At 67.0% G+C, this 26,535-nt stretch carries 27 protein-coding genes; 16 read left to right on the forward strand and 11 right to left on the reverse strand.

The genetic code is table 11. The annotated features are described in order from the left end of the window. Positions 1 to 33 precede the first annotated feature (33 nt). Entirely contained in the window at positions 34 to 171 is a 138-nt protein-coding gene (locus CFB46_RS36105) for a hypothetical protein (RefSeq protein ID WP_179235128.1), read from the reverse strand. A gap of 1,083 nt (positions 172 to 1,254) precedes the next feature. Here CFB46_RS36105 and CFB46_RS28720 point away from each other — a divergent pair. Together CFB46_RS28720 and CFB46_RS28725 are read left to right on the forward strand one after the other, a co-directional pair. Beyond that, positions 1,255 to 1,521, forward strand: coding sequence for a hypothetical protein (locus tag CFB46_RS28720; RefSeq protein WP_089502083.1), 267 nt, complete (start codon positions 1,255 to 1,257; stop codon positions 1,519 to 1,521). A gap of 90 nt (positions 1,522 to 1,611) precedes the next feature. Continuing rightward, positions 1,612 to 3,087, forward strand: a complete 1,476-nt coding sequence (locus tag CFB46_RS28725) for a carbohydrate porin (RefSeq protein ID WP_089502084.1) — start codon at positions 1,612 to 1,614, stop codon at positions 3,085 to 3,087. A 124-nt stretch (positions 3,088 to 3,211) separates the two neighbouring features. Here CFB46_RS28725 and treA read toward each other — a convergent pair whose 3' ends face one another. Beyond that, positions 3,212 to 4,930 carry an alpha,alpha-trehalase TreA gene (treA, locus tag CFB46_RS28730; RefSeq protein ID WP_089502085.1) on the reverse strand — a complete coding sequence of 573 codons (1,719 nt, stop codon included), beginning with the start codon at positions 4,928 to 4,930 and terminating at the stop codon, positions 3,212 to 3,214. A 136-nt stretch (positions 4,931 to 5,066) separates the two neighbouring features. After that, a complete protein-coding gene (locus CFB46_RS28735; RefSeq protein ID WP_089502086.1) occupies positions 5,067 to 5,696 on the reverse strand; it encodes a TetR/AcrR family transcriptional regulator in 630 nt (209 codons plus the stop codon). A gap of 403 nt (positions 5,697 to 6,099) precedes the next feature. On the opposite strand from CFB46_RS28735, the gene CFB46_RS28745 reads away from it, so the two are divergent. Beyond that, a complete protein-coding gene (locus tag CFB46_RS28745; protein ID WP_089502087.1) occupies positions 6,100 to 7,488 on the forward strand; it encodes an MFS transporter in 1,389 nt (462 codons plus the stop codon). Between the two features lie 350 nt (positions 7,489 to 7,838). Then, a complete protein-coding gene (locus CFB46_RS28750; protein ID WP_089502088.1) occupies positions 7,839 to 9,050 on the forward strand; it encodes a winged helix-turn-helix domain-containing protein in 1,212 nt (403 codons plus the stop codon). 61 nt (positions 9,051 to 9,111) lie between these two features. Here the strand turns inward: CFB46_RS28750 and CFB46_RS36630 are convergent, their stop codons facing one another. Further along, the gene (locus CFB46_RS36630) at positions 9,112 to 9,330 is read right to left on the reverse strand and encodes a DUF1653 domain-containing protein (protein WP_006480837.1); all 219 of its coding nucleotides are present in this window, start codon (positions 9,328 to 9,330) and stop codon (positions 9,112 to 9,114) included. Positions 9,331 to 9,387: 57 nt separating this feature from the next. Continuing rightward, on the reverse strand, positions 9,388 to 9,831 hold the full coding sequence (locus tag CFB46_RS36635; protein WP_027781134.1) for a GNAT family N-acetyltransferase: 444 nt from the start codon (positions 9,829 to 9,831) through the stop codon (positions 9,388 to 9,390). A gap of 251 nt (positions 9,832 to 10,082) precedes the next feature. Between CFB46_RS36635 and CFB46_RS28760 the strand changes: the two genes are divergently transcribed. Continuing rightward, positions 10,083 to 10,706, forward strand: coding sequence for an HAD hydrolase-like protein (locus tag CFB46_RS28760; protein WP_089502089.1), 624 nt, complete (start codon positions 10,083 to 10,085; stop codon positions 10,704 to 10,706). Positions 10,707 to 11,110: 404 nt separating this feature from the next. Further along, complete coding sequence (locus tag CFB46_RS28765) at positions 11,111 to 11,689, forward strand: DUF4142 domain-containing protein (RefSeq protein ID WP_027781136.1); 579 nt, start codon at positions 11,111 to 11,113, stop codon at positions 11,687 to 11,689. 114 nt (positions 11,690 to 11,803) lie between these two features. Here the strand turns inward: CFB46_RS28765 and CFB46_RS28770 are convergent, their stop codons facing one another. Then, positions 11,804 to 12,403, reverse strand: a complete 600-nt coding sequence (locus CFB46_RS28770) for a GNAT family N-acetyltransferase (protein ID WP_089502090.1) — start codon at positions 12,401 to 12,403, stop codon at positions 11,804 to 11,806. Between the two features lie 59 nt (positions 12,404 to 12,462). Next, positions 12,463 to 13,377, reverse strand: a complete 915-nt coding sequence (locus tag CFB46_RS28775) for a LysR family transcriptional regulator (protein ID WP_089502091.1) — start codon at positions 13,375 to 13,377, stop codon at positions 12,463 to 12,465. Between the two features lie 107 nt (positions 13,378 to 13,484). Here CFB46_RS28775 and lysA point away from each other — a divergent pair, with 107 nt between their 5' ends. Next, positions 13,485 to 14,723, forward strand: a complete 1,239-nt coding sequence (gene lysA / locus CFB46_RS28780; protein ID WP_089502092.1) for a diaminopimelate decarboxylase — start codon at positions 13,485 to 13,487, stop codon at positions 14,721 to 14,723. Positions 14,724 to 14,899: 176 nt separating this feature from the next. On the opposite strand, the gene CFB46_RS35590 is transcribed toward lysA, so the two are convergent. Continuing rightward, on the reverse strand, positions 14,900 to 15,274 hold the full coding sequence (locus CFB46_RS35590) for a hypothetical protein (RefSeq protein WP_143751676.1): 375 nt from the start codon (positions 15,272 to 15,274) through the stop codon (positions 14,900 to 14,902). A 33-nt stretch (positions 15,275 to 15,307) separates the two neighbouring features. Here CFB46_RS35590 and CFB46_RS28785 point away from each other — a divergent pair, with 33 nt between their 5' ends. The 5 genes from CFB46_RS28785 (at position 15,308) to CFB46_RS28805 (ending at position 19,251) form a co-directional block, all read left to right on the forward strand. Further along, positions 15,308 to 16,108 (forward strand): transporter substrate-binding domain-containing protein, encoded by an 801-nt coding sequence (locus CFB46_RS28785; RefSeq protein WP_089502093.1) that lies wholly within the window; start codon positions 15,308 to 15,310, stop codon positions 16,106 to 16,108. A 67-nt stretch (positions 16,109 to 16,175) separates the two neighbouring features. Continuing rightward, positions 16,176 to 16,835, forward strand: coding sequence for an amino acid ABC transporter permease (locus CFB46_RS28790; protein WP_089502094.1), 660 nt, complete (start codon positions 16,176 to 16,178; stop codon positions 16,833 to 16,835). A 41-nt stretch (positions 16,836 to 16,876) separates the two neighbouring features. Further along, positions 16,877 to 17,602, forward strand: a complete 726-nt coding sequence (locus CFB46_RS28795; protein WP_089502402.1) for an amino acid ABC transporter ATP-binding protein — start codon at positions 16,877 to 16,879, stop codon at positions 17,600 to 17,602. A gap of 46 nt (positions 17,603 to 17,648) precedes the next feature. Then, positions 17,649 to 18,830, forward strand: coding sequence for a cystathionine beta-lyase (metC, locus tag CFB46_RS28800; RefSeq protein WP_027781143.1), 1,182 nt, complete (start codon positions 17,649 to 17,651; stop codon positions 18,828 to 18,830). A gap of 76 nt (positions 18,831 to 18,906) precedes the next feature. Further along, entirely contained in the window at positions 18,907 to 19,251 is a 345-nt protein-coding gene (locus CFB46_RS28805) for a DUF3088 domain-containing protein (protein ID WP_089502095.1), read from the forward strand. 100 nt (positions 19,252 to 19,351) lie between these two features. On the opposite strand, the gene CFB46_RS28810 is transcribed toward CFB46_RS28805, so the two are convergent. Next, positions 19,352 to 20,239 (reverse strand): DMT family transporter, encoded by an 888-nt coding sequence (locus tag CFB46_RS28810; RefSeq protein WP_089502403.1) that lies wholly within the window; start codon positions 20,237 to 20,239, stop codon positions 19,352 to 19,354. Positions 20,240 to 20,363: 124 nt separating this feature from the next. On the opposite strand from CFB46_RS28810, the gene CFB46_RS28815 reads away from it, so the two are divergent. Beyond that, entirely contained in the window at positions 20,364 to 21,839 is a 1,476-nt protein-coding gene (locus CFB46_RS28815; RefSeq protein ID WP_089502096.1) for an aminotransferase-like domain-containing protein, read from the forward strand. A 45-nt stretch (positions 21,840 to 21,884) separates the two neighbouring features. On the opposite strand, the gene CFB46_RS28820 is transcribed toward CFB46_RS28815, so the two are convergent. Continuing rightward, positions 21,885 to 23,318, reverse strand: a complete 1,434-nt coding sequence (locus CFB46_RS28820) for a nicotinate phosphoribosyltransferase (protein WP_089502097.1) — start codon at positions 23,316 to 23,318, stop codon at positions 21,885 to 21,887. Positions 23,319 to 23,391: 73 nt separating this feature from the next. Next, positions 23,392 to 24,432: a bifunctional nicotinamide-nucleotide adenylyltransferase/Nudix hydroxylase gene (locus CFB46_RS28825; protein WP_089502098.1), complete on the reverse strand. Its 1,041-nt coding sequence runs from the start codon at positions 24,430 to 24,432 to the stop codon at positions 23,392 to 23,394. 191 nt (positions 24,433 to 24,623) lie between these two features. Here CFB46_RS28825 and CFB46_RS28830 point away from each other — a divergent pair, with 191 nt between their 5' ends. The 3 genes from CFB46_RS28830 (at position 24,624) to CFB46_RS28840 (ending at position 26,532) form a co-directional block, all read left to right on the forward strand. Next, positions 24,624 to 25,076, forward strand: coding sequence for an SRPBCC family protein (locus CFB46_RS28830; RefSeq protein ID WP_089502099.1), 453 nt, complete (start codon positions 24,624 to 24,626; stop codon positions 25,074 to 25,076). A 247-nt stretch (positions 25,077 to 25,323) separates the two neighbouring features. Then, positions 25,324 to 26,088 (forward strand): N-acetylmuramoyl-L-alanine amidase family protein, encoded by a 765-nt coding sequence (locus CFB46_RS28835; protein ID WP_089502100.1) that lies wholly within the window; start codon positions 25,324 to 25,326, stop codon positions 26,086 to 26,088. 54 nt (positions 26,089 to 26,142) lie between these two features. Then, complete coding sequence (locus CFB46_RS28840; RefSeq protein ID WP_006480817.1) at positions 26,143 to 26,532, forward strand: lysozyme inhibitor LprI family protein; 390 nt, start codon at positions 26,143 to 26,145, stop codon at positions 26,530 to 26,532. Positions 26,533 to 26,535: the final 3 nt, after the last annotated feature.

The raw sequence follows: 26,535 nt of genomic DNA on the forward strand, positions 1-26,535 counted from the left end.
GTGCGCATGCCGAGGCGCGCTCGGCGTGTCTTCTCAGTGGATCAACGATTTCAGCCGGTTCAGCAGGCGGGAGAACACCCGCGGACGAGCGTCGAGCGTCAGCATCGCGTCGTAGTGGTGGCGCGATTCCGTGACGTGCGGAAGGTTCGACAGCAGAAGGCCGAAGTTCATGGTCTGGCTCCGTGCGGCGACGGCAGGCGTGCCAGCCGCGTAGTGGGCGCGGGGCCAGTCCGGGGCCTGAACGATGTGTCAGGCTAGTCGGCCGGATTGTCCCCGCGACCCGGGTTCGAAAGGGTCTGCGTATGCAACGGGCATAAGGGACAACTGTCACTGTCGTTCATGGCGGCTCCTGTGCGGTGTTCCGGGGAACACGGTTGACCGCCGTCCGGCGTGCGGGCCGGCATTCGCGCGCCCAGAGAACGCATGCGCGAACGCGGCCGCCTGCCGGGCGGCGGCGAAACCGGGCAACGCATGCGAAAACGCATCACGCTAACCGGCGCGAATCAGGTGCACGTAGGGGGTTGCTGCGGAATGACTGCTGCGCGCACCGTTTGCCTGAGGGACAAACGGCGGCTTCGATGAGGCGCGGACGTCGGTCGCTCAGGCGGAAATTTCGTTCGAAGATCGACTACTGCAGGCGTCCAAGGCGGCGGCCCCAAGAGTGAAGATGGCGGATTCTATGGATCGCCCGAAAGTGAAGTCAACCCCTCGAAACCCCATTTTTCGAAATAAATTTTCCGCCTGACGCGACTGAAAGATTTGCCCTTGATATAACGTTCCGAAACCTTTCAGCACCGTCAGGACGGCAACCCCGCGCCGATGCGTGCCAGCAACGGCCCGGCGCCCTGCCGCGCATCCTTTTCGCCCTCGCCGGGCGGCCGCGCGGCGGCCCCGCTCCGTTGCGACGCGCGCACGACACTGCGCATCCTTCCTGCGGTTTTTACTTGCGCCGCAGCAAAAGTCGCGACTACAATCCGCCCCAATTCATCACGGGAGTCCCCTCCGTGGACACATGCTCTAGTTGCAGTTCGATGCCGGTCCAGGCCGGCCAAGCCATCGCGAGATAGCAGCCAGACACATGTCTTTTGCCGCTAGCTCGCACTCATCGGGTTAGCGCGCCTCCACCCGGGCCGGCCATCGCCGGTTCGTCAGTCGCACGCTCCGCCATGTTCCATCCTCCGATCGCAGGCCGCGTCAAGCACCCGCGCTCGATCACGTCGTCCGGCGTTCGCCGGACGGAACGGAGGCAGCGTCATGTTCTTTCAATCGTTCGCGGTCAGACTCAAGCGCATCGTGCACGTCACGCGCAATCGCGCGTTTTCCGGCCTCTCGCCGTTCGCCCGGGCATTCAGCCACTGGCGCGGCGTGGCCCTCGCCCATGTGCCGGCAGCGCCGCGCCCGCTCGATTGCGTGCTGATCGCCGCGACGGCAGCCGCGGTCGCGCTCGCCGCGCTGCTGTGCTCGGTCGCGCCCCGCGTCGGCTTCGCGCAGGTGTGGCGCGTCGGCGGCTGGCTGCCGTAAGCCCTTCTCCGTGCGGGCCGTCTCGTCATGCGCCTCGCATCACGTTCCTGTTTCTTCAGCTTAACTAATCAAACTGCCAACGGAACCCAAATGAAGAACCTGCTCTCACCCGTCCTTCGCGCCGAAGCGCTCGCCACGCTGCTGCTGTCGCTCGCCGCCACCTCCGCATTCGCGCAAGCAGCGTCTCCCGCCGCCGACCCGGCGGCCGGCGCGAGCGACGCCGCCGCCCCCACACATCAGGCCGCCGATGCTGCCGCGCCCGCTCCTACCGGCCTTTGGGAGCGCTCGAACCTGCTCGGCAACATGGGCGGCCTGCGTGACGTGCTCGACGAGCACGGCGTCACGCTGAGCCTGCAGGAAACCAGCGAGTACCTGTACAACACCTCCGGCGGCACGAATCGGGGCGGCGCGTACCAGGGGCTCACGCAGTTCGGTTTTACCGTCGATTCCGGCAAGGCGATCGGCCTGCCGGGCGGCACGTTCAACGTGTCGGGGCTGCAGATCCACGGCACCAACCTCACGCAGCGCTACCTGCAGACGTTGCAGACCGCGACCGGCATCGAAGCCAATTCGACCACGCGCCTGTGGGAACTCTGGTACCAGCAGTCGCTGCTCGACGGCAAGATCGACGTGAGAGTCGGCCAGCAGAGCGTCGACCAGGAATTCATGGTGAGCCAGAATGCGGCGACGTTCATGAACGCGACGTTCGGCTGGCCCGTGTTGCCGTCCACCGACCTGCCGTCCGGCGGCCCCGCGTATCCGCTGTCGTCGCTCGGCGTGCGGCTGCGCGTGAAACCGGCCGACGCGTGGACCGCGATGATCGGCGTGTTCGACGGCAATCCGGCCGGCCGCGCCGATGGCGACCCGCAGGTGCTGAACGCACATGGCACCAACTTCAACCTGCGCAGCGGCGCATTCGTGATCGGCGAAGTGCAGTACGCGCTGAACGCGCCGTCCGCCGATCCGAAGGCACCGCAGCCGGCCGGCCTGCCCGGCACGTACAAACTCGGCTTCTGGTATCACTCGCAGCACGCGAACGATCCGCGCTACGGCACCGACGGGTTGTCGCTCGCCGATCCGGCGAGCAACGGCACCCCGGCCACGCATCGCGGCAACTACGGCTTCTATGCGGTCGCGGATCAGATGGTGTGGCGGCCATCCGCCGGCAGCCCGCGCTCGGTCGGCGTGTTCGCGCGCGTGATGGGCTCGCCGGGCGATCGCAATCTCGTCGATTTCGCCGCCAACGCCGGCGTGACGCTGAAGGCGCCGTTCGTCGGACGCGACGACGACGTCGCCGGCATCGCGATCGGCTACGCGAAGATCGGCTCGCATGCGCGCGGCCTCGACGGCGACACCGGCGTGTACACGACGCCCGGCTATCCGGTGCGCCGCGCGGAGACGGTCATCGAAGCGACCTACCAGTACCAGGTCGCTCCGTGGTGGCAAGTGCAGGCCGACCTGCAGCACTTCTTCCGCCCGGGCGGCGGCATCCCGAACCCGAACGCGGCCGGCGCGCGCATCGGCGACGAAACGGTGGTCGGCGTGCGCACGACGATCACGTTCTGACGCAAGCCGCATGAAAACACGGGCCGGACAGCCGCTTGCGCGACGTTCCGGCCCGTGCGGTTGCTTGCCGTGCGGGCACACGGGCCGCCCCGCGCGTTACTCGCGGTGCGTTACGTGCGGCGCATTACTCGCCGTACAGCCCCAGCAGCTTCAGCGTGACGCCGTTGGTCCAGCCGAAGTCGTCCTGCAACGGATATTCGCCGCCCCCGCCACCGCCAGTACCGGCGCCCTCGACCACGTATTTCTCGACGAGCTTGCCTTCGGTCGCGTACACGTGCTTCACGTCGGACAGGAAACGCGTGCCGATGTCCTTCGCGAGCGCCGGTTCGCCATAACGGCGCAGCCCGTCGATCGCGATCCACTGCAGCGGCGCCCAGCCGTTCGGCGCATCCCACTGCTGGCCCGTGTTCTCGGTCGTCGTCGCGAGGCCGCCCGGCTGCAGCAGCGTCTTGCGCACTTCGCGCGCGGTCGCCTTCGCGCGCTCCGGCCACGCGACGCCCGCGAACAGCGGATACAGCGCGGCCGCCGTCACGCCGTCGCGCGGCTTGCGCAACTGCCAGTCATAGTCTCCGTAATAGCCGCGACGGTTCCACAGGTAGTGATTGATCGCGGCCGCACGCCGCGCCGCGCGCCCTGAAAAATCGGCCACGCAAGCGATGTCGCGCGTGATCGCGCAGCCTTTCACGATCGTCGTCTCGAGATGGAACATCAGGCTGTTCAGATCGACCGGCACGATGGAGGTCGTGCGGATCGTCGCGAGCGTCTTGCCGTCGCCGAACCAGCGCGAGCTGTAGTCCCAGCCGCTTTCGGCGCCCGCGCGCAGGTCGCGGTACACCTCGTTCGCCGGGCGGGACGGCACCGATTTCGCGGTGGTCACGTCCTCGAGATACGACTCGTCGCGCGGCGTGTCGCTCGCATCCCAGTAGCGGTTCAGCACGGCGCCGTCGGGCATCGCGACCACGTTGCGCGCTGCCTGCCCGCGCGGCGTCGTGGTTTCGCCCTGCATCCAGTACGCATGCTCCTTGCGCAGCGCCGGCAGGTATTTCTGGTAGACCTTGTCGCCTTCGGCCTGCGCGGCGAGCGTGACCATGTATGCGAAGAACGGCGGCTGCGAGCGGCTCGCATAGTACGTGCGGTTGCCGTTCGGGATGTGCCCGATCGTATCGATCAGGTATGCGAAGTTGTCGAGCATGTCGTCGACGAGATCCTCGCGCCCCGACACCTGCAGCCCCAGCATCGTGAAATAGGTGTCCCAGTAGTAGCCTTCGCGGAAGCGGCCACCCGGCACGACGTATGGCTTCGGCATGGGAATCAGCGAACTGTACGGGGGCGCCGTGACGCTCGTGCGCGTGAGTTGCGGCCACAGCCAGTCGATGTGCTGGCGCAGCGTCTGATTCGGCGGCGGCGTCACGCCGCCTTCCGGTGGCGGCGTGAAATGCTGGTCGACGAACGCCTTCAGCGAGAAGCCCGGCTGCGATTTCTGTTGCTGATACAACTGCACGATCGTCGCGGGATCGGTATCGGGCGTGGCGTCGACGAAGGTCTTCTGGTCGGGATAGAGCTGCGCGGTCTGTACCGCGACGAACAGGTCGCCGTAGAGCTGGCTCGGCGGCGGCAGCAGCGTGCCCGAGGCGGGAGCGGGAGCCGCTGCGGCGGTGGCAGGCATCGCGGACTGGCTGGCCGCTTGCGCGGCAGCCTGGTTCGCATTGTCGGCCTGCGCGGCACAACCGGCGACGGCGAGATAGGCGATGGCCAGTGCGGCAGCCCAGCGCAGACGCGGCGCGGGCGGTGACTGACGCGACGGGAAGCGAGATGCAAGCGGTGCGGCACGACGTGACGTCATGGCGTGTCCCCTCCTTTCGATGGTGAGTGGATCGGCACGAGGTCTCGTTCGCGCGCGCGTTCGTCTCGATGGCCTTCGATCGATACGCGTCAGATTGTGGTGCGAATGGGTGCGACTGTCGCACGAAACATGCATATCAAGCAAGTTTCGATTCGCGCGACTCCCGGAGATAACCGCGCACCGCCCGCCACGCACGCGCTTCGAGCGCATCCGCATCGGTCTCGCCGCGCGCGCCCGCCGCATCGACGATGCCTTTCACGATCGCGAGCAGATCGTGCGCGACGACGTCGGGCACGGCGACGCGCGGCGCATCCCGCAACCCGAGCGCATGCAGCAAGGTCGCGTGGATGCGGTCCGCGACGCGCGCGGTGCGCGCGCCGAGCGGCAACCGCGCCTCCTCGAAATCGATCAGCCGCGCGAGCGCCGGGCGGCGCATCTGGTGCGCGACGGCCCCACGCACCAGCGTGCGCAGCACGTCGTCGCAGGACGACAGCGCGGCCGCCCGATCGACGTCGTCGAGCAGATGCGCGCTCTCGCGCTCGACGAGCGCGGCGGTCAGCGCATCGCGGTTCGGGAAATATTGGTAGAGCGAGCCGATGCTCACGCCGGCCAGCGCGGCGACCGCGTTCGTCGTGTAGCCGTCGAAGCCGTCGCGCTCGAGAATGCGGGCGGCGGCCTCGATGATCGCGTGGACGGTGGCCACCGAGCGGCGCTGACGCGGCGCCTTGCGCGGCGAAAGCGGAATGCACGACGACGATTCGGACATGGCGGGACGCAAGTTTTGAATATGAGCAAGCGCTCATATTCTAGAAACGCATTGCCACGCCGTCAAAGGAATCGATACGAGCGGCCCAACGTCGATCCGCTCGTCGCATTCGAGCGCGAGCGCGGTCGACGTGCCCTGCGAAACGCCGTTCGGCGATCACTGCGTCGACATCCGACCCGGCATCGAAAACGCGCTCGAGCCCTGCTGCGGCGACGTTGCGTTGGTCGCGCCGAGCAGCGTATGCGGCACGCACGAGCAACGCATCGCTCGCACATGCGCAGTCGTCCTTTCCACGCCGCCCGCCGGAAAAGACGACTGTTGCAACATGCGGAACAACTGTTGTCGTACGTGACGCAACGGTCACATTGTGGGCATAATGGCGCCTTTACCGCGCGCCCAGCCCATGTCGCCCGTCTTTCTAGCACCGCTCATCGTTGCCTGTGCGTTGTTCATGGAAAGCGTCGACGCGAACATCATCGTCACCGCATTGCCTGCGATGGCGAGGGACTTCGGGCACAATCCCGTCACCCTGAACATTGCGATCACCGCCTACGTGGTCGGTCTCGGCGTGTTCATCCCGATCTGCGGCTGGCTCGCCGACCGCTTCAGCGCGCGCGCCGTGTTCCGCACCGCGATCGGCATCTTCGTCGTCGGCTCGCTGATGTGCGCGGCGTCCAATTCCCTCGGCCTGCTCACGCTCGCACGCTTCATACAGGGCGTCGGCGGCGCGATGATGGTGCCGGTCGGCCGCATCATCATCTTCCGCGCGGTACCGCGCTCCGATCTCGTGCGCGCGATGAACTATCTCGCGATTCCCGCGCTGTTCGGGCCCACGCTCGGGCCGCTCGTCGGCGGCTTCATCACGACCTACCTGCACTGGCGGATGATCTTCTTCATCAACGTGCCGATCGGCCTCTACGGGATCTACCTCGCGAGCAAGCACATCGCGAACACGCACGAGCCCGATCCTGGCCCGCTCGACTGGTTCGGCTTCCTGCTGTCGGCGAGCGGCGCCGCGCTGCTGCTGATGGGCCTCACGCTGATCGACGGTTCGCTCACGTCGCGCTCGAACGCCATCATCATGTGCGTGGCCGGCGCCGCGATGCTCGCGCTGTACGTGCCGTACGCGCGCCGCAAGGAACGCCCGGTGCTCGATCTCAGTTTCCTGAAGATCCCGACGTACCACGCGAGCGTCGTCGGCGGGTCGCTGTTCCGCATCGGGCTCGGCGCGGTGCCGTTCCTGCTGCCGCTCGCGCTGCAGGAAGGGCTCGGCATGAGCGCGTTCCACTCGGGGCTCATCACGTGCGCGTCCGCGCTCGGCGGCGCGGTCAGCCGCTCGACCGCCACGCATACGCTGCGCCGCTTCGGTTTTCGCACGGTACTCATCTACAACGCGGCATTCGCGGGCCTCGCGATCGCCGCGTACGGCGTGTTCCATCCCGGCATGGCGACCTGGGCGATCTGGCTGATCGTGCTCGTCGGCGGCATCTTCCCCGCGCTGCAGTTCACAAGCCTGAATTCGATGATCTACGCGGACATCTCGCCGCGCGACGCAGGCCGCGCGACGAGCCTCGGCAGCGTCGTGCAGCAGATGTCGCTCGGCCTCGGCGTGACGGTGGCCGGCCTCGTGCTGCACGTGTCGCACTGGCTCCAGGGCCATCAGGAGATGGTGTGGTCGGATTTCTGGCCCGCGTTCCTCGTGGTCGGGCTGTGCTCGTTCGCGTCGATTCCGATCACGCGGCGGCTGCCGCCCGGCGCCGGGGACGAAGTCGCGCGCGGCAAGCGGCAATAAGCGGCCGACGCGGCGACATGACCTGTCGCGCGGCAGCGGATGACGAACCGGAAAAAAAATCAGCGGACATCCACACGGGGCCGGTGCACGGCCGCATGGATGTCCGCTCAGGGCTCCGGGTCTCCCGATGGGGGTGGGAATCCCGGATTCGCTTCCTGCGTGCCATGGACATATGTGCGTCGGAAGCGGAATCGTTGCGCGCACTTGTCGTCGCGCCATGAACTGCACTATAGGGAAACTTGCAAAACGCATCTGTCAACCATTGTCAGACGCGTTCGGCCGCACGTCGCACGCGCGCGCCGCTTTCGCGCTAAAGTGGCTCCCGATCGCCCTTCTCGACCGTCCTTCCGATGCTCACGCTCTCGCCCGCCTCCGCCCGCGCACTGCATCTCGCCGCACAGGGCCTGCTCACGCCACCGCGCCGCAAGGCGACCAAGTCCGACGTGCTCGACACGATCCGCCGGATGGCGCAGTTGCAGATCGACACCATCCACGTCGTCGCGCGCAGCCCGTATCTCGTGCTGTTCAGCCGTCTCGGCGATTTCTCGCCCCACTGGCTCGACGAACATCTCGCCGAGGCGCGCCTGTTCGAATACTGGTCGCACGAAGCGTGTTTCCTGCCGATCGAGCAGTTCGGGCTGATGCGCTACAAGATGCTCGATCCGTCGGGGATGGGCTGGAAATATGCGGCGGAATGGCACGAGCAGAATCGTCCCGAGATCGAACGGCTGCTTGCGCGGATTCGCGAGGAGGGCCCGGTGCGGTCGGCCGATTTCGCGCGCGAGGATGGCGTGAAGGGCAACGGCTGGTGGGATCGCAAGCCGGAAAAGCGTCACCTCGAAGTGCTGTTCACGACGGGCGACCTGATGGTGTCGGAGCGCCGCAATTTCCAGCGCGTGTACGACGTGCGCGAACGCGTGCTGCCCGGCTGGGACGATGCGCGCGACCTGCCGCCGCGCGATGCCGTGCTGCCTGCGCTGCTCGACTACACGTGTCGCGCGCTCGGCGTCGTGCGCGCGGACTGGGTGGCCGACTACTATCGGCTGCCGCGCCGTTCGTACCGCGCGGAACTCGAGCGGCTCGCCGAGGCCGGCGATCTGATTCCGGTGCGGATCGACGACTGGAAGGAGCCGGCCTACGTGCACCGCTCGCTCGACGCGCTACTGCCGGCGGCTGCGGACGACACGCTACGCTCGACGGTCACGACGCTGCTGTCGCCGTTCGACCCGGTCGTGTGGGATCGCCGGCGCGCATCGACCCTGTTCGGTTTCGACTACACGATCGAGTGCTATACGCCGGAGCACAAGCGGCGCTACGGCTATTTCTGCCTGCCCGTGCTGCATCGCGGCCGGCTGGTGGGCCGCGTCGACGCGAAAGCGCATCGCACGCTCGGCACGTTCGAACTGAAGGCCGTGCATGTCGAGCCGGGCGTGCGGTTCGGCAGCGGGCTCGCGGCCGACGTGGCGAAGGCCGTGAAGAAACTCGCGGCGTGGCACGGCACGCCGGAGGTGACGGTCAGGCATGCACCGCCGGAGCTGGTGAAGGCACTCGCCGGTACGTAACGCACGTACGCTCGCTCACGCAACCGGCCCACACTGCGGCGCATGCGCCGCCGGCCGCGGATCAGTCGCGCAGCTTGCGAAAACGCGGCGTGCCGTCTTCGAGATTGCCGTTGAACATCGCTTCCGGCCGCACCCAGAGCCCGCGCGCATGCGGCCACAGATGCTCGTAGACGACCACCGATTCCTCGGTTTCGGAATGACGGGCGACGCCGATGTAGCGGTACAGGCCGCCCTTGTAGTGGCGGTGCGTTGCGAGCTGTTCGGCTTCCTGTTCGGTCATGATGGGCTTCTCTTCAGCAAAAACGGAAAGCGCGTATTGTATGCGCTGCGCCGCGCATCAGCGTTTCGTATAGATGTCGGGGCGGCGGATCTCCATCAGCCGCTCGGGGTTCGCGGGCGGACCGAAACCGACCGGCCGGTACAAATCGTGCGCGTCGGTCGTCGCGAGCATGATGCGGCGCAGCCCCTGCACCATTTCCTGCGCGAATATATGGTCGATCAGTGCGCGGCCGTAGCCGTTGCCGCGTTCGGCCGGCAGCACGAACACGTCGCACAGGTACGCGAACGTCGCATGATCGGTGACGAGCCGCGCGAACCCGACGAGCCGGTCGCCGACGTACGCGCCGAAGCACAACGAACCCTCGATCGCCCGCTCGACGACGTCGCGCGGAATACCCTGCGACCAGTACGCGTCGCGATGCAGGAAGTCGAAGATCGCGTCGATATCGAGTTCGCGCTTGTCGGTGGAAAATCTGAGCGTGGCGGGGGTGGCAGCGGGCACGTCTGTTCTCCGGTCGGGACGGAAGGCGGAGCATCGACGATACCGCGCTGGCAGTTGCGGGACAAGGGTGCGGGAGGCCACCGCGAAAGAACAGGCGCGCGTCGAGACCTATACAATATTTTTATATCTATTCCGGCAGCGCCTCACTTGCACGGTTACACGTACAAAACCTTCAGATCAGCATCGTGTCCTGCCGCTATCGCTACGAGTAGGCCCCATGTCGCCCGCCCGATAAACTTCCACGCTGCCTCATGACCTACCGCCTCGTCGCATTCGACTTCGACGGCACGCTCGCCGATTCGCTCGACAGTTTTCTCGCCGCGCTGTCGGAAGCGTCACGCCTGCACGGCTTTCGCGACGCCACGCCCGATCTGCGCCCGGCGCTTCGCGGCATGTCGGCGCGCGACATCATCCGCGCGCTCGACGTGCCGATGTGGAAAGTGCCGCGCGTGACGATCGACATGCGCCGCCTGATGCGGCCGCGCATTGCGCAAGTGATGTTGTTCCCGGGCGTCGACGAAACCTTCGACGCGCTCGCCGCCCGCGGCATCCGCATCGCGATCGCCACGTCGAATACCGAGGAAATCGTGCGTGACCGGCTCGGCCCGCGCATCGGCGCGCGCGTCGACCATTTCGCATGCGGCATTCCGCTGTTCGGCAAGGCGCGCCGTTTGCGCGCGCTCGTTCGCGAGGCCGGCGTGCGCGCAGACGAAGTGCTGTACGTCGGCGACGAAATCCGCGACGCGGACGCAGCACGGCGTGCACATATCGCCTTTCAAGGCGTCGCATGGGGCTACACGGCGCCCGATGCGTTGCAGGCACATTGCGCGACTCCGTTACTGCCGCGCCTCGATGCGCTGATCGATCGCGTGTAAGGCTTTCACGCACACCACCACACGCGGCCCTCTCGCTCGACGCGACGCCACGGCGACAGCCTCGACAACATCACGCCGATGAAATGCAGATGACACGCACGGGCATCTCATGCATTGCATGCGCCACGCGCACGCAAAAATTGCCGCCGCCGCATACGCATCAGGTATGCACTACCTGTCCGCGCGCATGCCCCTCGATTCGTCTTACCAACCGTTACACAAACCACAGCACGGTTGCACCTGCTACTCGACCGCTCTCCTAGAATCAGTCGGGCCGGAAAACACTTCGACCGGCGCCGCGGCAGAGCGGCGGTCGAATCCGGCCCGGGCGCGCCCGGTCTCTCGCACAGCGACGGATCACACGATCCGTTTTTCAACCAGAGCCCCGATCGAAAGGAGGTCACATGAACCGCTTTCCCCACATTTCGCGCCTTGCTTTGTCTGCCGCCGGCCTGCTTCTCGTCGCCGTGACGGCGACCGCGCAAACCGCGCAACCGGCGCCCGGCGCGTCGGCTGCGCCGGCCGCGACCGCGACGCGCATCCACGAAGCCGACCAGGCCTTCATCACGGACGGCACGAAGACCGTGTCGACCCAGCACGACGCCGCGCGCATCGCCGATTCGCGCACGTCGGACAGCCAGGTCAAGGCGTTCGCGCAACGCGTGTCGACCGACGATGCAAAGATCATCCAGGCGATGCGCGCGGCGAGCCCGCGCGGCGTCGACGTGCCGGCCAATGACCCGGACACGACCGTGCTGAACAGCATCAAGAGCCTGCGCGGCGCCGAATTCGACAAGGCGTATATCGAACAGGTCGCGCTCGCCGGCCAGCAGAAGGCGATCTCGGCGTTCCAGGCCGAAATCGCGTCGGGCCGCGACACCAAGCTGAAGGAAGTCGCACGCCAGGCGCTGCCGATCCTGCAGGCGCACTACGCGGACGCGCAGAAGCTCGCGCAGCGTCATCACCTCGCATCGGCGCAGTAAGGCGATGCAGCGCCGCGTATCGTGCGCGGCGCACCGTTTCCCCCGCCGTCGCGCTGCCGCCTCCCCTGCCGGCGGCGTGATGCGCGTCGAGCATCAGGCGTCCCGCGTCACACCTCAGGTCGCCAGCTTCGCCTCGAGTCGCGCACGCACTTCCAGCCATTCGTCGTCGATGATGCTGAAGCGCACCGAGTTGCGCTTGCGGCCGTCCGGCATGATCCGTTCGTGGCGCACGATGCCCTCCTGTTTCGCGCCGAGCCGCAGGATCGCCGCGCGCGATTTCTCGTTCAGCTCGTCCGTCGTGAACTGCACGCGCACGCATTGCAGCGTGTCGAACGCATAAGCCAGCAGCAACCACTTCGCCTCGGTATTCGCGCGCGTACGCTGCGCCGATTCGCTCAGCCACGTATGACCGATCTCGAGCTTGCGATTCTTGCGGTCGATCTTCCAGAAGCGCGTACTGCCGATGGCGCGGCCCGACGCACGATCGACGATCACGAACGGCATCACGGTGCCGGCCGCCCGCCCCTGCAACGCCGCGTCGATGTAGGCGTCGACCGTATGCGCACCCGGCACGACCGTGACCGTCAGGTTCCACAACTCGCCGTCGGCCGCGGCGTCCAGCAGCGCCTGCCGGTCGGATGCATCGAGCGGGCGGAGGACGACACGTTCGCCGGTGAGGGTCGGTTGCTCGAGGAAAGACGATGCGTCGGTCATGGCGGGATTCCGGAAAATGAGGACGATGGCGGCGAAACGCCCATCATACGGCGGCGCCGTTAGCCAAGGAGTGCGGCCAGCCGGCGGCGGATCGCCTTCGCTTCGCCGCGCAACGCGTCGGCGAACGCATCGACGAGCAGGTTCTTCGGCCGGTGCTCGGGCACGATCACGCTGACCCGGTACGGAAACGAGCGCGTCAGCGGCCGCACGTGCAGGTCGCGGCCGACGAAATCGAGCGCCGTGAGCGGGTTGACGATCGCGGCCCCGAGCCCTTGCCGAACGAACGCACACACCGATACCGCCGACGGCGTGTCGACCACCGAACGCGGCGCGACGCCGAGCTGCGCGAACGCCTCGTCGATCAGGATGCGGTACGGATCGTTCAGCGACAGGCTCACGAACGGGCGGTCGGCGAGATCCAGCAGGTCGATCGCGTCCTGCGCGAGCAACGGATGGCCGTCGGGCAGCACGCACACCTCGTCGACTTCGAGCAGCGGCGTAAGCAAAGTGCCGGCCGGCGCGACGTCGTGCTCGGTCAACCCGAGATCGTAACGTTGGGCAGTGAGCCACTCCTCCAGCACCGGCGACTCCTGTGTCGCGACCGACACGCTGACGCCCGCATGCGCCTCGTGAAAACGCCGGCACGCACCGGGCAGGATCGCGTGCGAGAACGCCGGCAACGCGATCACCGACAGTTGCCCGTCGCGAAACTCGCGCAGGCGCGCGGCCGTCGCCGCGACGCGTTCGAGCCCCACATACGCGAGCCGCACGTCGTCGAACAGCGCGAGCGCGGCCATCGTCGGGCGCAGCCGGCCGTGCGCGCGTTCGAACAGCGCAAAGCCGACGACCTGCTCCATCCGCGCCAGCTCACGGCTGATGGTCGGCTGCGACGTGTACAGCATCTCGGCCGCGCGCGTGGCGCTGCCGGTAACCATCAGCGCGCGAAAAACCTCGATATGACGGTGCGTGAGCATGACGTATATATCAAAAATGAATCGAGTATCGATAGATAGGCATTTTACTGTATAGACAAACAGGCGCATCATCCGGCTATCCGTTCATTCGATCCGATTCATCCGCCATGTCCCTCGATTCCCGCCAGCTCGCGACGCTCGCGCAGCAATACGGCACCCCGCTGTGGGTGTACGACGCCGACGTCATCCGCGACCGCATCGCCCAACTGCGCCAGTTCGACGTGATCCGCTATGCGCAGAAGGCGAATTCGAACGTCCATATCCTGAAGCTGATGCGCGAGGAAGGCGCATGTGTCGACGCCGTGTCGCTCGGCGAGATCGAGCGCAGCCTCGCGGCCGGATTCAGTCCGACGGGCGAGCCGGAAGGCGTCGTGTTCACGGCCGACCTGATCGACCGCCCGACGCTTGCGGCGGTGCTGAAGCATGGGGTGACCGTGAACGCCGGTTCGCTCGACATGCTCGCGCGCATCGGCGAGCACGCACCCGGCCACCGCGTGTGGCTGCGCGTCAACCCCGGTTTCGGCCACGGCCACAGCAACAAGACCAACACCGGCGGCCCGCAGAGCAAGCACGGCATCTGGATCGACGACGTACCGCGCGCGATCGAGATCGTGCGCCAGCATGGGCTGAAGCTGGTCGGCATCCATATGCACATCGGTTCGGGCGTCGACTACGGCCACCTGTCGCAGGTGTGCGATGCGATGGTCGATCTCGTCACGTCGCTCGGCCACGACATCGACGCGATCTCGGCCGGCGGCGGCCTGTCGATTCCGTATCGCGACGGCGAACCGCGTGTCGACGTCGGTCACTACTTCAGCCAGTGGGACGCCGCGCGCAAGCGGATCGAACGACATCTCGGCCATCCCGTGCGCATCGAGATCGAACCGGGCCGCTTTCTCGTCGCCGAAGCCGGCACGCTCGTCACCGAAGTACAGGCCGTCAACCACCGGCCGAAACACGATTTCGTGCTGATCGACGCGGGCTTCAACGATCTGATGCGCCCGTCGATGTACGGCAGCTATCACGCGGTGTCGGTGCACGCGCACGATGGCGCGCCGCCCGTCGGCCGGCCGCTCGTCGACCTCGCGATCGCCGGGCCGCTGTGCGAATCGGGCGACGTGTTCACGCAGGATGCAGGCGGTGTGGTCACGCACCGCAAGCTCGCGCAGCCGCGGATCGGCGACCTGCTGTTCCTGCACGACGCGGGCGCGTATGGCGCGTCGATGTCCTCCAACTACAACAGCCGGCCGCTCGCGCCGGAAGTGCTGGTCGATCGCGGCACGCCGCGACTGATCCGCCGCCGGCAGACGATCGGCGAATTGCTCGCGCTGGAAACATTCGAGTAACGCGCGTCCTGCGTGACGAAGGCCAACGGCCAGGCTTGCCGCAACCGGCAGCCTGGCCGTTTTGCTTTTCGGCATGCCGCCGAGTCGCGCGCGGAGCAACCGCGCGAGCGCGCCGCAGCACCTGATCCCTCTCCTCGTGCGCAACCGCAGCAGATCGCTTGCGCCACCTTTCGCCCTCAGAGAAAAACATTCCACGTTGCGTGAAAAGTGCACGCATCTTTGGAAACACATTCCCTTTTGACAAAACTAAGATTGCCCTCAGTCGCACGGCATTCCCGCCGGATACGCATCGACGATGCGTTCGGCCCACCACTCGCAACGCTGCACGGGCAACCATGAATCACACGCTTGAACGCTTCACCGCGCACGCCGGCCGTCGCCTCGGCTCGCGTGCCTGCGTCCGCCATCCGCACGCGCACCGCACCTTCGCCGCGCACGAACGCATGCCGTAACGCACGGCATCGCGCACGGCGAATCACCACGCTCGCCGACTCACGCTTCACCGACTTCCCGCTCACGGCGACGCCGCCCGTCGCCGCGGCTTCGCGCATCCTGAATTTTCGACAACAACCACGGAGACAACCATGAAGCACTTCACCCCGACGTTCAAACACGGCATCGCGGCCGCCCTCCTCTGCGTCGCGGCCACGACGTCGCACGCGGCGGACCTGCTCGACACCGTCAAGCAGGCCGGCGTGCTGAAGATCGCGCTGGAAGGCACCTATCCGCCGTTCGATTACCGCAACGCCGACGGCCAGCTCGAAGGCTTCGACGTCGACGTCGCGAAGGCGGTGTCCGCCCGCCTCGGCGTGAAGCCGCAGTTCGTGACGACCGAATGGAGCGGAATTCTGGCAGGCCTGCAAGCCGGCAAGTTCGACGTGATCGTCAACCAGGTCGCGATCACGCCGTCGCGCCAGCAGGCGCTCGACTTCAGCACGCCGTACGTGTATTCGTCCGCGCAACTGCTGCAACGGCAAAACGATGCGCGCGCATTCAAGTCGCTCGACGAATTGAAGGGCAAGAAGGTCGGCGTGACGATGGGCAGCAACTATGTCGACCTGGTCAAGACCGTGCCCGCGATCGACCTCCAGGTCTATCCCGGTACGCCCGAAAACCTGCGCGACCTCGCGGCCGGCCGTATCGACGCTGCAGTCAACGATCGCCTGATGCTCAGCTACCTGATCAGGAACTCGCACCTGCCGCTGCGCCCGGGCTCCGTGCTCGCAGGCGGCGAGGACCGCATGGGCATCCCGTTCCGCAAGGGCAATCCGAAATTCGCGAAGGCGATCGACGATGCGCTTGCCTCGCTGCAGCAGGACGGCACGCTGAAGAAGATCTCGATGCAGTGGTTCGGCGCCGACACGACCAAGCCCGTGACGCAGTAACGCAGCTCGCCTCGCGCCCGCGCGCACGAATGCGCGGGCGGTCCGGCACACAATCAGGAGACACGCAATGGAAGCAATCGAACTGGTCGTTCATACGCTGCCCGTGATGGTCAAGGGCGCAGTGTTCACGCTGAAGTTCGCCGTCGCATCGATGGCGCTCGGCCTCGTCGTCGGGCTCGTGGTCGCCATCATGCGCATCGGCAGCAACCGGCTTGCCGCGAGCCTCGCGCGAGGCTACGTGAGCCTGATGCGCGGCACGCCGCTGCTCGTGCAGATGTTCGTCGTCTACTACGGCCTGCCCGATCTCGGCATCACGCTCGATCCGACCACGGCCGGCATCTTCACGCTGACGCTCAACGCGGGCGCCTACCTGTCCGAAAGCATGCGCGGCGCGATCCTCGGCATCGGTCGCGGGCAGTGGGCGGCCGCGCACAGCCTCGGCCTCACGCACGTGCAGACGCTGCGCTACATCGTGTGCCCGCAGGCGCTGCGCCTCGCGGTGCCAAGCCTCGGCAACACGCTGATCAGCCTGATCAAGGACACGTCGCTGGTTTCGGTGATCACCGTCACCGAGCTGCTGCGTTCGACGCAGGAAGTGATCGCCGCGACGTTCCAGCCGCTGCCGCTCTATCTCGCTGCCGCCGCGATCTACTGGGTGCTCAGCACGCTGCTCACGCGGCTGCAGGGTCGCGTCGAGACGCGCCTCGCGCTGCCGTCCACGCATTGACCGCGCCCGGGATTCCCATGAACTCCATCGACGGACAGAACATGATTACGCTCGACAACGTATCGAAATGGTATGGCAAGCACCAGGTGCTCTCGGCCTGCAGCGCGGCGGTCTCGAAAGGTGAAGTGGTCGTCGTGTGCGGGCCGTCGGGCTCCGGCAAATCGACGCTGATCAAGACGATCAACGGCCTCGAACCGTTCCAGAAAGGCAGCATCACCGTCGACGGCACGCGGCTCGGCGATCCCGCCGCGAAACTCGCGCAATTGCGCGCCCGCGTCGGCATGGTGTTCCAGCACTTCGAGCTGTTTCCGCACCTGTCGATCACCGAGAACCTGACGCTCGCGCAGATGAAGGTGCTCGGCCGCCGCAAGGACGAAGCGATCGAGAACGGCATGAAGCTGCTCGACCGCGTCGGCCTGAAGGCGCACGCGCACAAATATCCGGGGCAGTTGTCCGGCGGACAGCAGCAGCGCGTCGCGATCGCGCGCGCGCTGTCGATGAACCCGGTCGCGATGCTGTTCGACGAGCCGACCTCCGCACTCGATCCCGAGATGATCACCGAAGTGCTCGACGTGATGGTCGAGCTCGCGCGCGAAGGCATGACGATGGTCTGCGTGACGCATGAGATGGGCTTTGCGCGGAAGGTCGCGCATCGCGTGATCTTCATGGACCAGGGCGCGGTGGTCGAGGATGCGGCCAGCGACCGGTTCTTCGCGGCGCCGCGCTCCGAGCGCGCACGCGACTTCCTCGACAAGATCCTGCATTGACCGCGCCACCGCCGCCCCGCTTCGATCGACACTCAAAGGAGACATCTTGAACCACCTGCTTTCGACCGACACCGTTCTCGCCCATGAAGGCCGCTCGCACGGCCAGCCCGGTTCGCCCGTGAACCCGCCCGTGTACCGTCAGTCGACGCTGCTCTTTCACGGCACCGACGCGCTCGACGCCGTGCGCGGCACGCCGCTCGCATACGGACGGCACGGCAGCCCGACCACCCGCGCGCTCGAGAAGGCGCTCGCGCGGCTCGAAGGCGCGCATGCCGCGCTGCTGACGCCGAGCGGCCTCAGCGCGATCACGACCGCGCTGCTCGCGGTGCTGAACCCGGGCGACCATCTGCTGATGGTCGATTCCGTGTACGACCCGACCCGTTCGTTCTGCGATGAAACGCTGGCGCGTCTCGGCATCGAGACGACCTACTACGACCCGGCGGCCGGCGCGGACATCGCGTCGTCGATGCGGCCGAACACGCGCGCGGTATTCGCCGAATCGCCGGGTTCGCTGACCTTCGAAGTGCAGGATATTCCGGCCATCAGCCGCGTCGCGCACCGGCACGGCGCGGTCGTGCTGCTCGACAACACGTGGGGCACGCCGCTGAATTTCCGCTCGTTTTCGCATGGCGTCGACGTGTCGATTCACGCGGCGACCAAATACATCGCCGGGCACTCCGACGTGCTGATGGGCGCGATCCTGACGACCGATGCGCTCGCGCCGAAAGTCACGCGCTTCTACCGGCAACTCGGAATGACCGTCAGCGGCGACGACGCGTATCTCGCACTGCGCGGCCTGCGGACGCTATCGGTCCGGCTCGAGCGGCACCAGCGCAACGCGCACGTGCTGACCGAATGGCTGTCGCAACAGCCGGAAGTCGCGCAGATCCTGTATCCGGCGCGCGCCGGCGACGCCGGCCATGCGCTGTGGCAGCGCGATTTCACGGGCGCGTGCGGGCTGTTCGGCGTGGTGCTGCATCCGCAGGCCGACGAGGCCGTGCGCGCGCTGCTCGACGGCATGACGTGCTTCGGCATGGGATACAGCTGGGGCGGCTTCGAAAGCCTGATCATCCCGTCCAGTCCGTCGCGCCACCGCACCGCCACCCGCTGGACGGCGGCCGGCCCGCTGCTGCGGATTCATGCGGGGCTCGAGCATCCCGACGACATGATTGCCGACCTCGCCGCCGGCTTCGCGCGCATGCGCGCCGCCGCACTTGCCGAAGCGTGACATCCGGCGGCGTCGCGCACGTCGCTCCGCATCGCGTTTTCTTCGACGCCCCCCCCTCTCTCATAGCGAGACCATCATGAAAGACACGCTGTTCATTCTCCGCCCCGACTTCTTCAAGGACTCCGAAGGTCCGTTCTACTGCGGCGATTCGGTTGCCGTCGAAGGGCTGCTGAGCTTTTATCCGCGGTTGCGTGACGCCGTCGACGTCGAATACGTCGACGCACCGCGCCCGCGCCAGCCGATCGTCGCGCTGATCGGCCCGGACAACCAGTCGGCGCCGGTACTCGTACTTGGCGACGGACACGCACCGAACGACGACACTCTCGCGATCCGCGAACACAACGGCCGGCGCTTCATCGATTCGCCTGCCGATATCCGGCGATACCTGTCGTCGCAGTACGGCGTCGCGCACGTCGCGTAAGCACGCCGGCGCGTGCGGTCGAGCGGTTGCACTGAACGGAGCGCGCGATGAGCCGCCCCTTTCGCGCACCGCCAGCCGCACCTTCGCTCAGGAGGGTGCGTCACCCCGCGCGCTGCACGGGCGCCATCTTCGAGAAGTACTTCGCACCCGCCACGCAGCCGACCACCACGACCGTCACGACGACCATCGACGGCGGCACCGTCTCGTGCAGCAGCCCGGCCGCGAGCAGGAGGCCGAGGAACGGCTGCAGCAGTTGCAACTGGCCGACGCCCGCGATCCCGCCGAGCGCAAGCCCGCGATACCAGAACACGAAGCCGATCAACATGCTGAACAGCGACACGTACGCGAGCCCCCACAGCGCGGCGGCGTCTACGCCGTCGAACGACGCGGGCGAGGTCAGCCACGCGAGCGGCAGCATCAGCGGCAGCGACAGCACGAGCGCCCACGAGATCACCTGCCAGCCGCCGAGCTGGCGCGACAGCCGCGCGCCTTCCGCATAGCCGAGCCCGCACGCGACGATTGCGGCCAGCATCAGCGCATCGCCGACCACCGACGCCTGCCCGCCGTTGCGCAACGCAAACGCGGCCACCGCGCCGCTGCCGACGATCGAGAAGATCCAGAACGGCAGCCGCGGCCGTTCGCCGCCGCGCCACACGCCGAACAGCGCGGTCGCGAGCGGCAACAGCCCGACGAACACGATCGCATGCGCCGACGTCACGTGCTTCAGCGCAAGCGCCGTCAGCAACGGAAAACCGACCACGACCCCGAGCGCGACGACGGCCAGCGACACGGCCTCGGCACGCGACGGCCGCTTCTGCTTCAGCACGACGAGCAGCAGCAGGCCGAGTGCACCGGCGATCGTCGCGCGGGCGAACGTGAGGAACAGCGGGTCGAGCCCTTGCACCGCGACACGCGTCGCGGGCAGCGAGCCACTGAAGATGATGACGCCCAGCATGCCGCTGAGCCATCCGTCGGTCGTCTTTTGCACGGTCAACCCTGAATGGAAAATGGATGACCGATGATCCGCCGGCGACGAAAACGGCGTAAGCTACAGCCCAATACAATTCAGCCAAACTGTACTGAACAACCAGCCGTACAGTTCATCGTCCGCCATGAACCACTCCGCCCCGATTCCCGCTCCGCCCGCGCCGCCGCGCACGCGCGTGGAAACCGTCATGGATACCCTGCGCGCGCGAATCGCGAGCCGCGCGCTGATGCCCGGCGCGCGCGTGCCGTCGATCCGGATGATGGCCGACGCGCTCGGCGTGTCGAAATCGACGGTCGTCGATGCGTACGAACGGCTCGCGAGCGAAGGCGTGCTCGTCGCACGGCGCGGGTCGGGCTTCTACGTGTCCGGCCACGCGCCGCCGCTCGCACTCGCCGAATTGGGCCCGCGCCTCGATCGCGCGCTCGATCCGTTGTGGCTGTCGCGCCAGTCGCTCGAAGCGGCGCCGACGTCGGTGAAGCCCGGCTGCGGATGGTTGCCGTCGTCGTGGCTGCCCGACGAAAGCCTGCGTCGCGCACTGCGCGCCGTGTCGCGCGACGAACCCGATGCGCTGACCGACTATGCGACGCCGCTCGGCCTGCCCGCGCTGCGCCAGCAGCTTGCATGGCGGCTCGCCCAGCACGGCGTCCACGCGGAACCCGCGCAGATCATGCTGACCGACGGCGGCACGCACGCGCTCGACCTCGTGTGCCGCCTGCTGCTGGAACCCGGCGATACCGTCGTGCTCGACGATCCGTGCTACTTCAACTTCCAGGCGCTGCTGCGCGCGCACCGTGCGCGGATCGTCAGCGTTCCGTTCACGCCGAACGGCCCCGATCTCGTGCGCTTCGAGCAAGTACTCGCCGAGCACCGGCCGCGCCTGTACATCACCAACGCGGCACTGCACAACCCGACCGGCGCGACGCTCGCGCCGCCCGTCGCGCACCGGCTGCTGACGCTCGCGGCCGAGCACGGGCTGCTGATCGTCGAGGACGACATCTTCGCGGATTTCGAGAGCACGCCCGCGCCGCGCCTCGCGGCGTTCGACGGGCTGTCGCGCGTCGTGTCGATCGGCAGCTTCTCGAAAACGCTGTCGGCCGCGATCCGCTGCGGCTATATCGCCGCGCGCCCGGAATGGATCGACGCGCTCGTCGACCTGAAGCTCGCGACGTCGTTCGGCAATGCGCAGATCGGCGCAAACGTCGTGCACCGGCTGCTGATCGACGGCACGTACCGGCGCCATCTCGACAGCCTGCGCGCGCGTCTCGCGGATGCGATGGGCGAAACGATCCGGCGCCTCGCGCGAGCCGGCCTCGGGATCTGGACGGAGCCGCGCGGCGGGTTGTTCGTGTGGGCGCAATTGCCGGACGGGCTCGACGCCGCGCGCGTCGCACGCCACGCGCTGGACCACGACGTGGTGCTCGCACCCGGCGACGTGTTCAGCGCGTCGCGCAGCGCGACGTCGTACATGCGCTTCAACGTGTCGCGCTGCAAGGGGCCTGTCGTGTTCGATGCGCTTGCGCGGGCAATGGAGGCGGCGCGTGCGGTGGAACGCGGCAGCGCGGCGGCGGACGCCGGCGGCCGTGCGCTGGCCGGCAAGTGACACGAACCGGCCGCGCCGCGGCGGGACGCCCCGCCGCCGCCTGCGTCATACTTCTCCCGCGTGCGCCCTCGCCCGCACGTCGGCGAACGACGTATCGACGAGCAAACGCCCGGTGTCGAATACCGTGTCGAGCGCCTCGTCCGATTCGCCTTCAAGCGCACGATCGTCCCACGCAATCGGCAGCGTCACCGTTCGATACTCACCGGTGCGGCGATTGCGCAGCAGCGTGAGCCGCCCCTGCTTCGAGCGCTTGCCCCGATCGGTGACCGGATCCTTGCGGACGTCGTGCCACACGCCGCCGCGCCGGATGGCCGAACACTTCATCGCAAAGCGCTGCGTGTCGCGGTTCACGCGCTGCAACAACGCGCCACCCATACCGAATACGACGTTGCCGGCCGCGTAGCCTGCCTCGTCGAGCGCAACGAGGATCGCTTCGATCGACTGCTCGTCGACACCGTCGCCCTGGATCACGCGCACGCGGTTCAGCACGCGCCGCCCCTTGCCGTTCACGGACGAACCGAACGACGCATCGAGCGCCCGCACCGTCTGCAACACGATCGTCACCGGGTCGCCGGAATCGGGACGCACGACGAGCGTCGCGCCCGAATCGATCACCGCCTGCCGAAGTTCGCCGCCCCACATATCGAGTGCGGCGAACAGATCGTAGGAGTCCGACACGACCGATACGATCGCGCCCGGCAACCCGAAGCGGCCAATCATGTTGCGGTACGCATCGGCCTCGCCTGCGCGCCCCCACGACGTGATCGTGCTGTGCTCGGCCGCCGGCACCGAGTAGGCGGCCATCGGCTCGCGATAGAAGCGGTTCGCGGCCAGCACGCCGAGCACCGTGTCCGAGCCCATGAAGCTCACGAGATGCGCGGCGCCGCCGATCGCGGCCGATTCCGCGCTCGACACGCCGCGCGCGCCGAAGTCGTGCAGCTTGAACGGCAGTTGCGCGAGATCGTCGTCGGTCTTTTCGAGGAAGCGGCGAATCGTTTGGCGCAGATGCCAGCTGCGGGTCGCCACCGTCACCGGATACCAGATGCGCAACAGCATCGTCTCGAGATACGACGCGAGCCAGAACACCTGCGGATCCTCGCATTCGATCGTCATCAGCACGTTGTGCACCGGCACGATCGACCCTTCCGGCACCGCGCGGATCTTCACCGGCAGGTAGCCGTCGTAGTGCTCGACGATGTGGCGCCATCCTGCTTCGTTGAACGGCTCGCCGTGCACGGTGAAGAAATCGCGCGCATCGTCGATCATCGCGTGCGTGACCGGCTTGCACAGATACTCCTTCAGCAGCATCTGGAGGCCGAAGAACAGCGTGCGGTCGTAACGGCCGCCGCGCGATTCGACGTACGAGAACATCGCCGATGCGTCCGGCGGATATTGCAGGAAGTGGGAAGCCTTGTACGAATCCGTGTTGAGAATCGGATTGGCGAGAACCGCGGCAAAGCCGCCGGGATCGTTTTGCATGGCTAGAGCTCCTCTAGGCCGTTGAAGTGCCGCCGCGTCTGTCGCGGCGGACCGAATGCGGGGAATCAGCGCGTCACAGCTTCCCCAGGAAGTGATACGCGATATCGAAGTGATCCTCGAACATCACGTTGCGCATCTGCGCGAATTCGTTGAGCGGGACCCAGCGCGCCTTGTCCGCGTCGTCGCTGCCCTTCACGCGCGGCAGCTCGCCCGTCGGAAAGTTGAACAGGCACGCATGCGTGATCGTTCGGCCGCGCAGCGAACGCGTCGGGTGATCGAACACCTGGCGATCCTTGATCGAGCCGCGCAGCACGGGCTCCGGCAGCTTCAGGCCGGTTTCCTCGCGCAGTTCGCGGATGCACGCGGCATCGAGCCGCTCGTCCTGGTTCACGAATCCGCCCGGCAACGCCCACAGGCCGCGGCCCGGTTCGCTGCGGCGGCGCACCAGCAGGATATGCCCGGAGTGCACGACCACCGCGTCGACCGTCACGAACGTGACGGGATACGGCGCGGCCGCCCAGGCCTTGCGATACGCGGCGATGAATTCGGCTTCCGACTTCAGTTGCGCGAATTCCGGCTGCGTGCGGAAACGCTCGAGCCAGCCGAACACGGGTTCCGGCACGGCCCACTGCACGAAGCTGTTGGTGCGTTCGGCGAAATACTGGTCGCGGATTTCGGTGGCGGAGATGTCTTCCGTCGCGTCGACGTCGACGAGTTCCCATTGCGGGAACATCCGCAGGTAATACGACGTGGCGTCCTTCTCATGCCCGATCAGCCCGACCCTGCGCTGCGCGATATCGCCGAGCGTGGACGCGACGGCGTCCTGCACCCAGCGCACCCAGTCGCCGTCGTTGTAGGTCGAATCCTGCAGCGGGGCGATCGTCACGCGATAGCGCTCGGACGCATCGAGCAGCGAGGCCAGCATCTGGCGACGCTCGTCGAACGAGAACGGATCCTTGATGGTGCGGGGCTTGTCGGTCGACCCGATCAGCACGCACACGCGCTCGGCCCGGCTCAGTGCCGACTTCAGCACGTTCAGGTGACCACGATGCGGAGGCTGGAAACGACCAATGAAAACGAGCGCATCGAAGCGCCGGTTCTGTTGCGTACTCATGAGGCTCCCTCAAGAGATTGAAACGCTTCGGGTCTGTCCCGAAGGGTTGGAATGAATCGTAGGGGAATTCCCGAAGGACGTCAATCGAGTCCATTCGAGCCCACGCTCGACTTGACGAAGTCTGACGAAACACGCGTTATTGGCGCGGTACACTCGATCGCATCCCAATCCACGCCCTGGCGCCCGCCCTCATGAGGATCTCAGTCAGCCGGACCGTCGGCGTCGATCGCAGGCGCCTGTTTACGTGGTCGCAGGATTACGGACGGCGGCTCGTGTGGGACAACTTCCTCATCGATGCCTATCTGCTCGACGGAACGACCGCCGATGTCGGCGTCGACGCGTTCTGCCGCAGCCAGTCGGGCGCGACGATGGTGTCGCGCTACATCTCGTACCGTCCGCCGCAGGTCGCCGCCGTCGAAATGGTCGAAGGGCCGAAGGTGCTCGAGCGCTTCAGCGGCAGCTGGAACTTCACCGAGCGCACGGCCGGGTCGACCGAGGTGAAATTCACGTACCATTTCCGTGCGCAGCCATCCTGGCTGCGCTGGCTGCTCGAACCGCTGATCGGCGCGTTCTATCTCGTGCAGACGCGCCGACGTCTCGATTCGTTCAAGCGCTGGGCCGAAGCCGAAGCGCTGCCGCACTGACCGGCGCGCGCCGCCGGCCGTACGCTGCGCGCGTGCCATCCCGACATGCGCACGCCCCCCCCGTGACGCCATGCTCGCAGCCCCGTGCAGCTGGCTCGAGCTTCGGCTTCCGGCCGGTGCGAAAGCTGCCGTTTCGTCATCGCGGCGCCACCACCACCCGCTATAATCGCGCGACATTCCGACTGCATTGAGCAGGCCGACGGTGGCGCGCCGTTCGACGCGCCGTACGCCCTTCTCGACAACAACAATGACGAACCGAACCCTCCGACGCCTTCGCCCGCTCGTGCGCGCCGCCGCGCGCGTGCTCGCATGCGCCCCGCTGCTCGGCGCACCGCTGGCGCTGCACGCGGCCGGCACCGCGGGCACGCCCTTTACCGAGCCCGCGACCGGGCGCTATATCGTCGTCGACACCGGCCATACGCCGGCGCATCCGGGCTCGACCGGCGCGAGCGGGCGCGTCGAATACCTGTACAACCTCGACCTGTCCGGCGCGGTCGCCGACCAACTCGCCGCGCATGGCGACCGCGTGCTGCGCACGTCGGCGGACGGCCGCGAGATCGCGCTCGATCGGCGCTCGACGCAGGCGCCCGACGCGAACCTGTTCGTGTCGATCCATCACGACTCGATGCAGCAGCAGTTCATCGACGCGGGTCGGCAGCGCGAATTCCGCGGCTTCTCGGTGTTCGTGTCGGCGCGCAATCCGCACTATGCGCAGAGCCTGCGTTGCGCGAAGGCGATTGCCGAGCGGCTGGTCGCGGCCGGCGAACGGCCGTCGCTGTATCACGCGCAGCCGATCCGCGGCGAGAACCGCCCGCTGATCGATCCGTCACTCGGCATCCACCGCTTCGACGATCTCGTCGTGCTGCGCACCGCGCCGATTCCGGCCGTGCTCGTCGAAGCCGGCGTGATCGTCAATCCGGACGAAGAAGCGCGGCTCGCGCGGCGCGAGACGATCCAGCGCCTGTCCACCGCGATCGCGGGCGGCATCGACGCGTGTACGACGCCCGAATAAACGACGGTATCGCCCGTCGGATTCAACGGTTTTCACCCAGTCAGGAGCATCACCATGAAAAAGAAGAATCTGCTCGCATCCTGCGCATTGCTCGCGCTTGCCGTTCCGTTCGCCGCGCATGCGGCCGGCTGCGGGAAGCCTCGCAGCGCGTTCGACCAGGTGTATTGCACGAGCACGCAGTTCTCGCAATCCGACCGCGATCTCAACGACGAATACGGCCGGCTGCGCAAGCAACTGAGCGGCGATCAACAGGCGACGCTGAAGGCCGGCCAGCTCGCGTGGCTGAAACAACGCGACGCGCAGTGCAGCGAAACGCGCGGCAGCAGCTACCTCGTCGATATCCAGTGCGCGAACGACATGACGCAGTCGCGGCTGTCGTTCCTGCGCGAGCGTGAACGCGAATGCTCGAGCACCGGGTGCGTGACGTCGAAGCTCGGCGAGTAAGGT

The organism is Burkholderia sp. HI2761 (assembly GCF_002223355.1).
Classification (GTDB): Bacteria; Pseudomonadota; Gammaproteobacteria; order Burkholderiales; family Burkholderiaceae; genus Burkholderia.

Bases quoted from the DNA above. Each gene is read 5' to 3' on its own strand.
- CFB46_RS28805 (WP_089502095.1), top strand. From the start codon at position 18,907: ATGAAAGACACGCTGTTCATTCTCCGCCCCGACTTCTTCAAGGACTCC.
- CFB46_RS28760 (WP_089502089.1), top strand. From the start codon at position 10,083: ATGACCTACCGCCTCGTCGCATTCGACTTCGACGGCACGCTCGCCGAT.
- lysA (WP_089502092.1), top strand. From the start codon at position 13,485: ATGTCCCTCGATTCCCGCCAGCTCGCGACGCTCGCGCAGCAATACGGC.
- CFB46_RS28750 (WP_089502088.1), top strand. From the start codon at position 7,839: ATGCTCACGCTCTCGCCCGCCTCCGCCCGCGCACTGCATCTCGCCGCA.
- CFB46_RS28720 (WP_089502083.1), top strand. From the start codon at position 1,255: ATGTTCTTTCAATCGTTCGCGGTCAGACTCAAGCGCATCGTGCACGTC.
- CFB46_RS28775 (WP_089502091.1), bottom strand. From the start codon at position 13,377: ATGCTCACGCACCGTCATATCGAGGTTTTTCGCGCGCTGATGGTTACC.
- CFB46_RS36630 (WP_006480837.1), bottom strand. From the start codon at position 9,330: ATGACCGAACAGGAAGCCGAACAGCTCGCAACGCACCGCCACTACAAG.
- CFB46_RS28840 (WP_006480817.1), top strand. From the start codon at position 26,143: ATGAAAAAGAAGAATCTGCTCGCATCCTGCGCATTGCTCGCGCTTGCC.
- CFB46_RS28835 (WP_089502100.1), top strand. From the start codon at position 25,324: ATGACGAACCGAACCCTCCGACGCCTTCGCCCGCTCGTGCGCGCCGCC.
- CFB46_RS28820 (WP_089502097.1), bottom strand. From the start codon at position 23,318: ATGCAAAACGATCCCGGCGGCTTTGCCGCGGTTCTCGCCAATCCGATT.
- CFB46_RS36105 (WP_179235128.1), bottom strand. From the start codon at position 171: ATGAACTTCGGCCTTCTGCTGTCGAACCTTCCGCACGTCACGGAATCG.
- CFB46_RS28745 (WP_089502087.1), top strand. From the start codon at position 6,100: ATGTCGCCCGTCTTTCTAGCACCGCTCATCGTTGCCTGTGCGTTGTTC.
- treA (WP_089502085.1), bottom strand. From the start codon at position 4,930: ATGACGTCACGTCGTGCCGCACCGCTTGCATCTCGCTTCCCGTCGCGT.
- CFB46_RS28785 (WP_089502093.1), top strand. From the start codon at position 15,308: ATGAAGCACTTCACCCCGACGTTCAAACACGGCATCGCGGCCGCCCTC.
- CFB46_RS28725 (WP_089502084.1), top strand. From the start codon at position 1,612: ATGAAGAACCTGCTCTCACCCGTCCTTCGCGCCGAAGCGCTCGCCACG.
- CFB46_RS28825 (WP_089502098.1), bottom strand. From the start codon at position 24,432: ATGAGTACGCAACAGAACCGGCGCTTCGATGCGCTCGTTTTCATTGGT.
- CFB46_RS35590 (WP_143751676.1), bottom strand. From the start codon at position 15,274: ATGCGCGAAGCCGCGGCGACGGGCGGCGTCGCCGTGAGCGGGAAGTCG.
- CFB46_RS28735 (WP_089502086.1), bottom strand. From the start codon at position 5,696: ATGTCCGAATCGTCGTCGTGCATTCCGCTTTCGCCGCGCAAGGCGCCG.
- CFB46_RS28770 (WP_089502090.1), bottom strand. From the start codon at position 12,403: ATGACCGACGCATCGTCTTTCCTCGAGCAACCGACCCTCACCGGCGAA.
- CFB46_RS28795 (WP_089502402.1), top strand. From the start codon at position 16,877: ATGATTACGCTCGACAACGTATCGAAATGGTATGGCAAGCACCAGGTG.
- CFB46_RS28830 (WP_089502099.1), top strand. From the start codon at position 24,624: ATGAGGATCTCAGTCAGCCGGACCGTCGGCGTCGATCGCAGGCGCCTG.
- CFB46_RS28765 (WP_027781136.1), top strand. From the start codon at position 11,111: ATGAACCGCTTTCCCCACATTTCGCGCCTTGCTTTGTCTGCCGCCGGC.
- CFB46_RS28790 (WP_089502094.1), top strand. From the start codon at position 16,176: ATGGAAGCAATCGAACTGGTCGTTCATACGCTGCCCGTGATGGTCAAG.
- CFB46_RS28815 (WP_089502096.1), top strand. From the start codon at position 20,364: ATGAACCACTCCGCCCCGATTCCCGCTCCGCCCGCGCCGCCGCGCACG.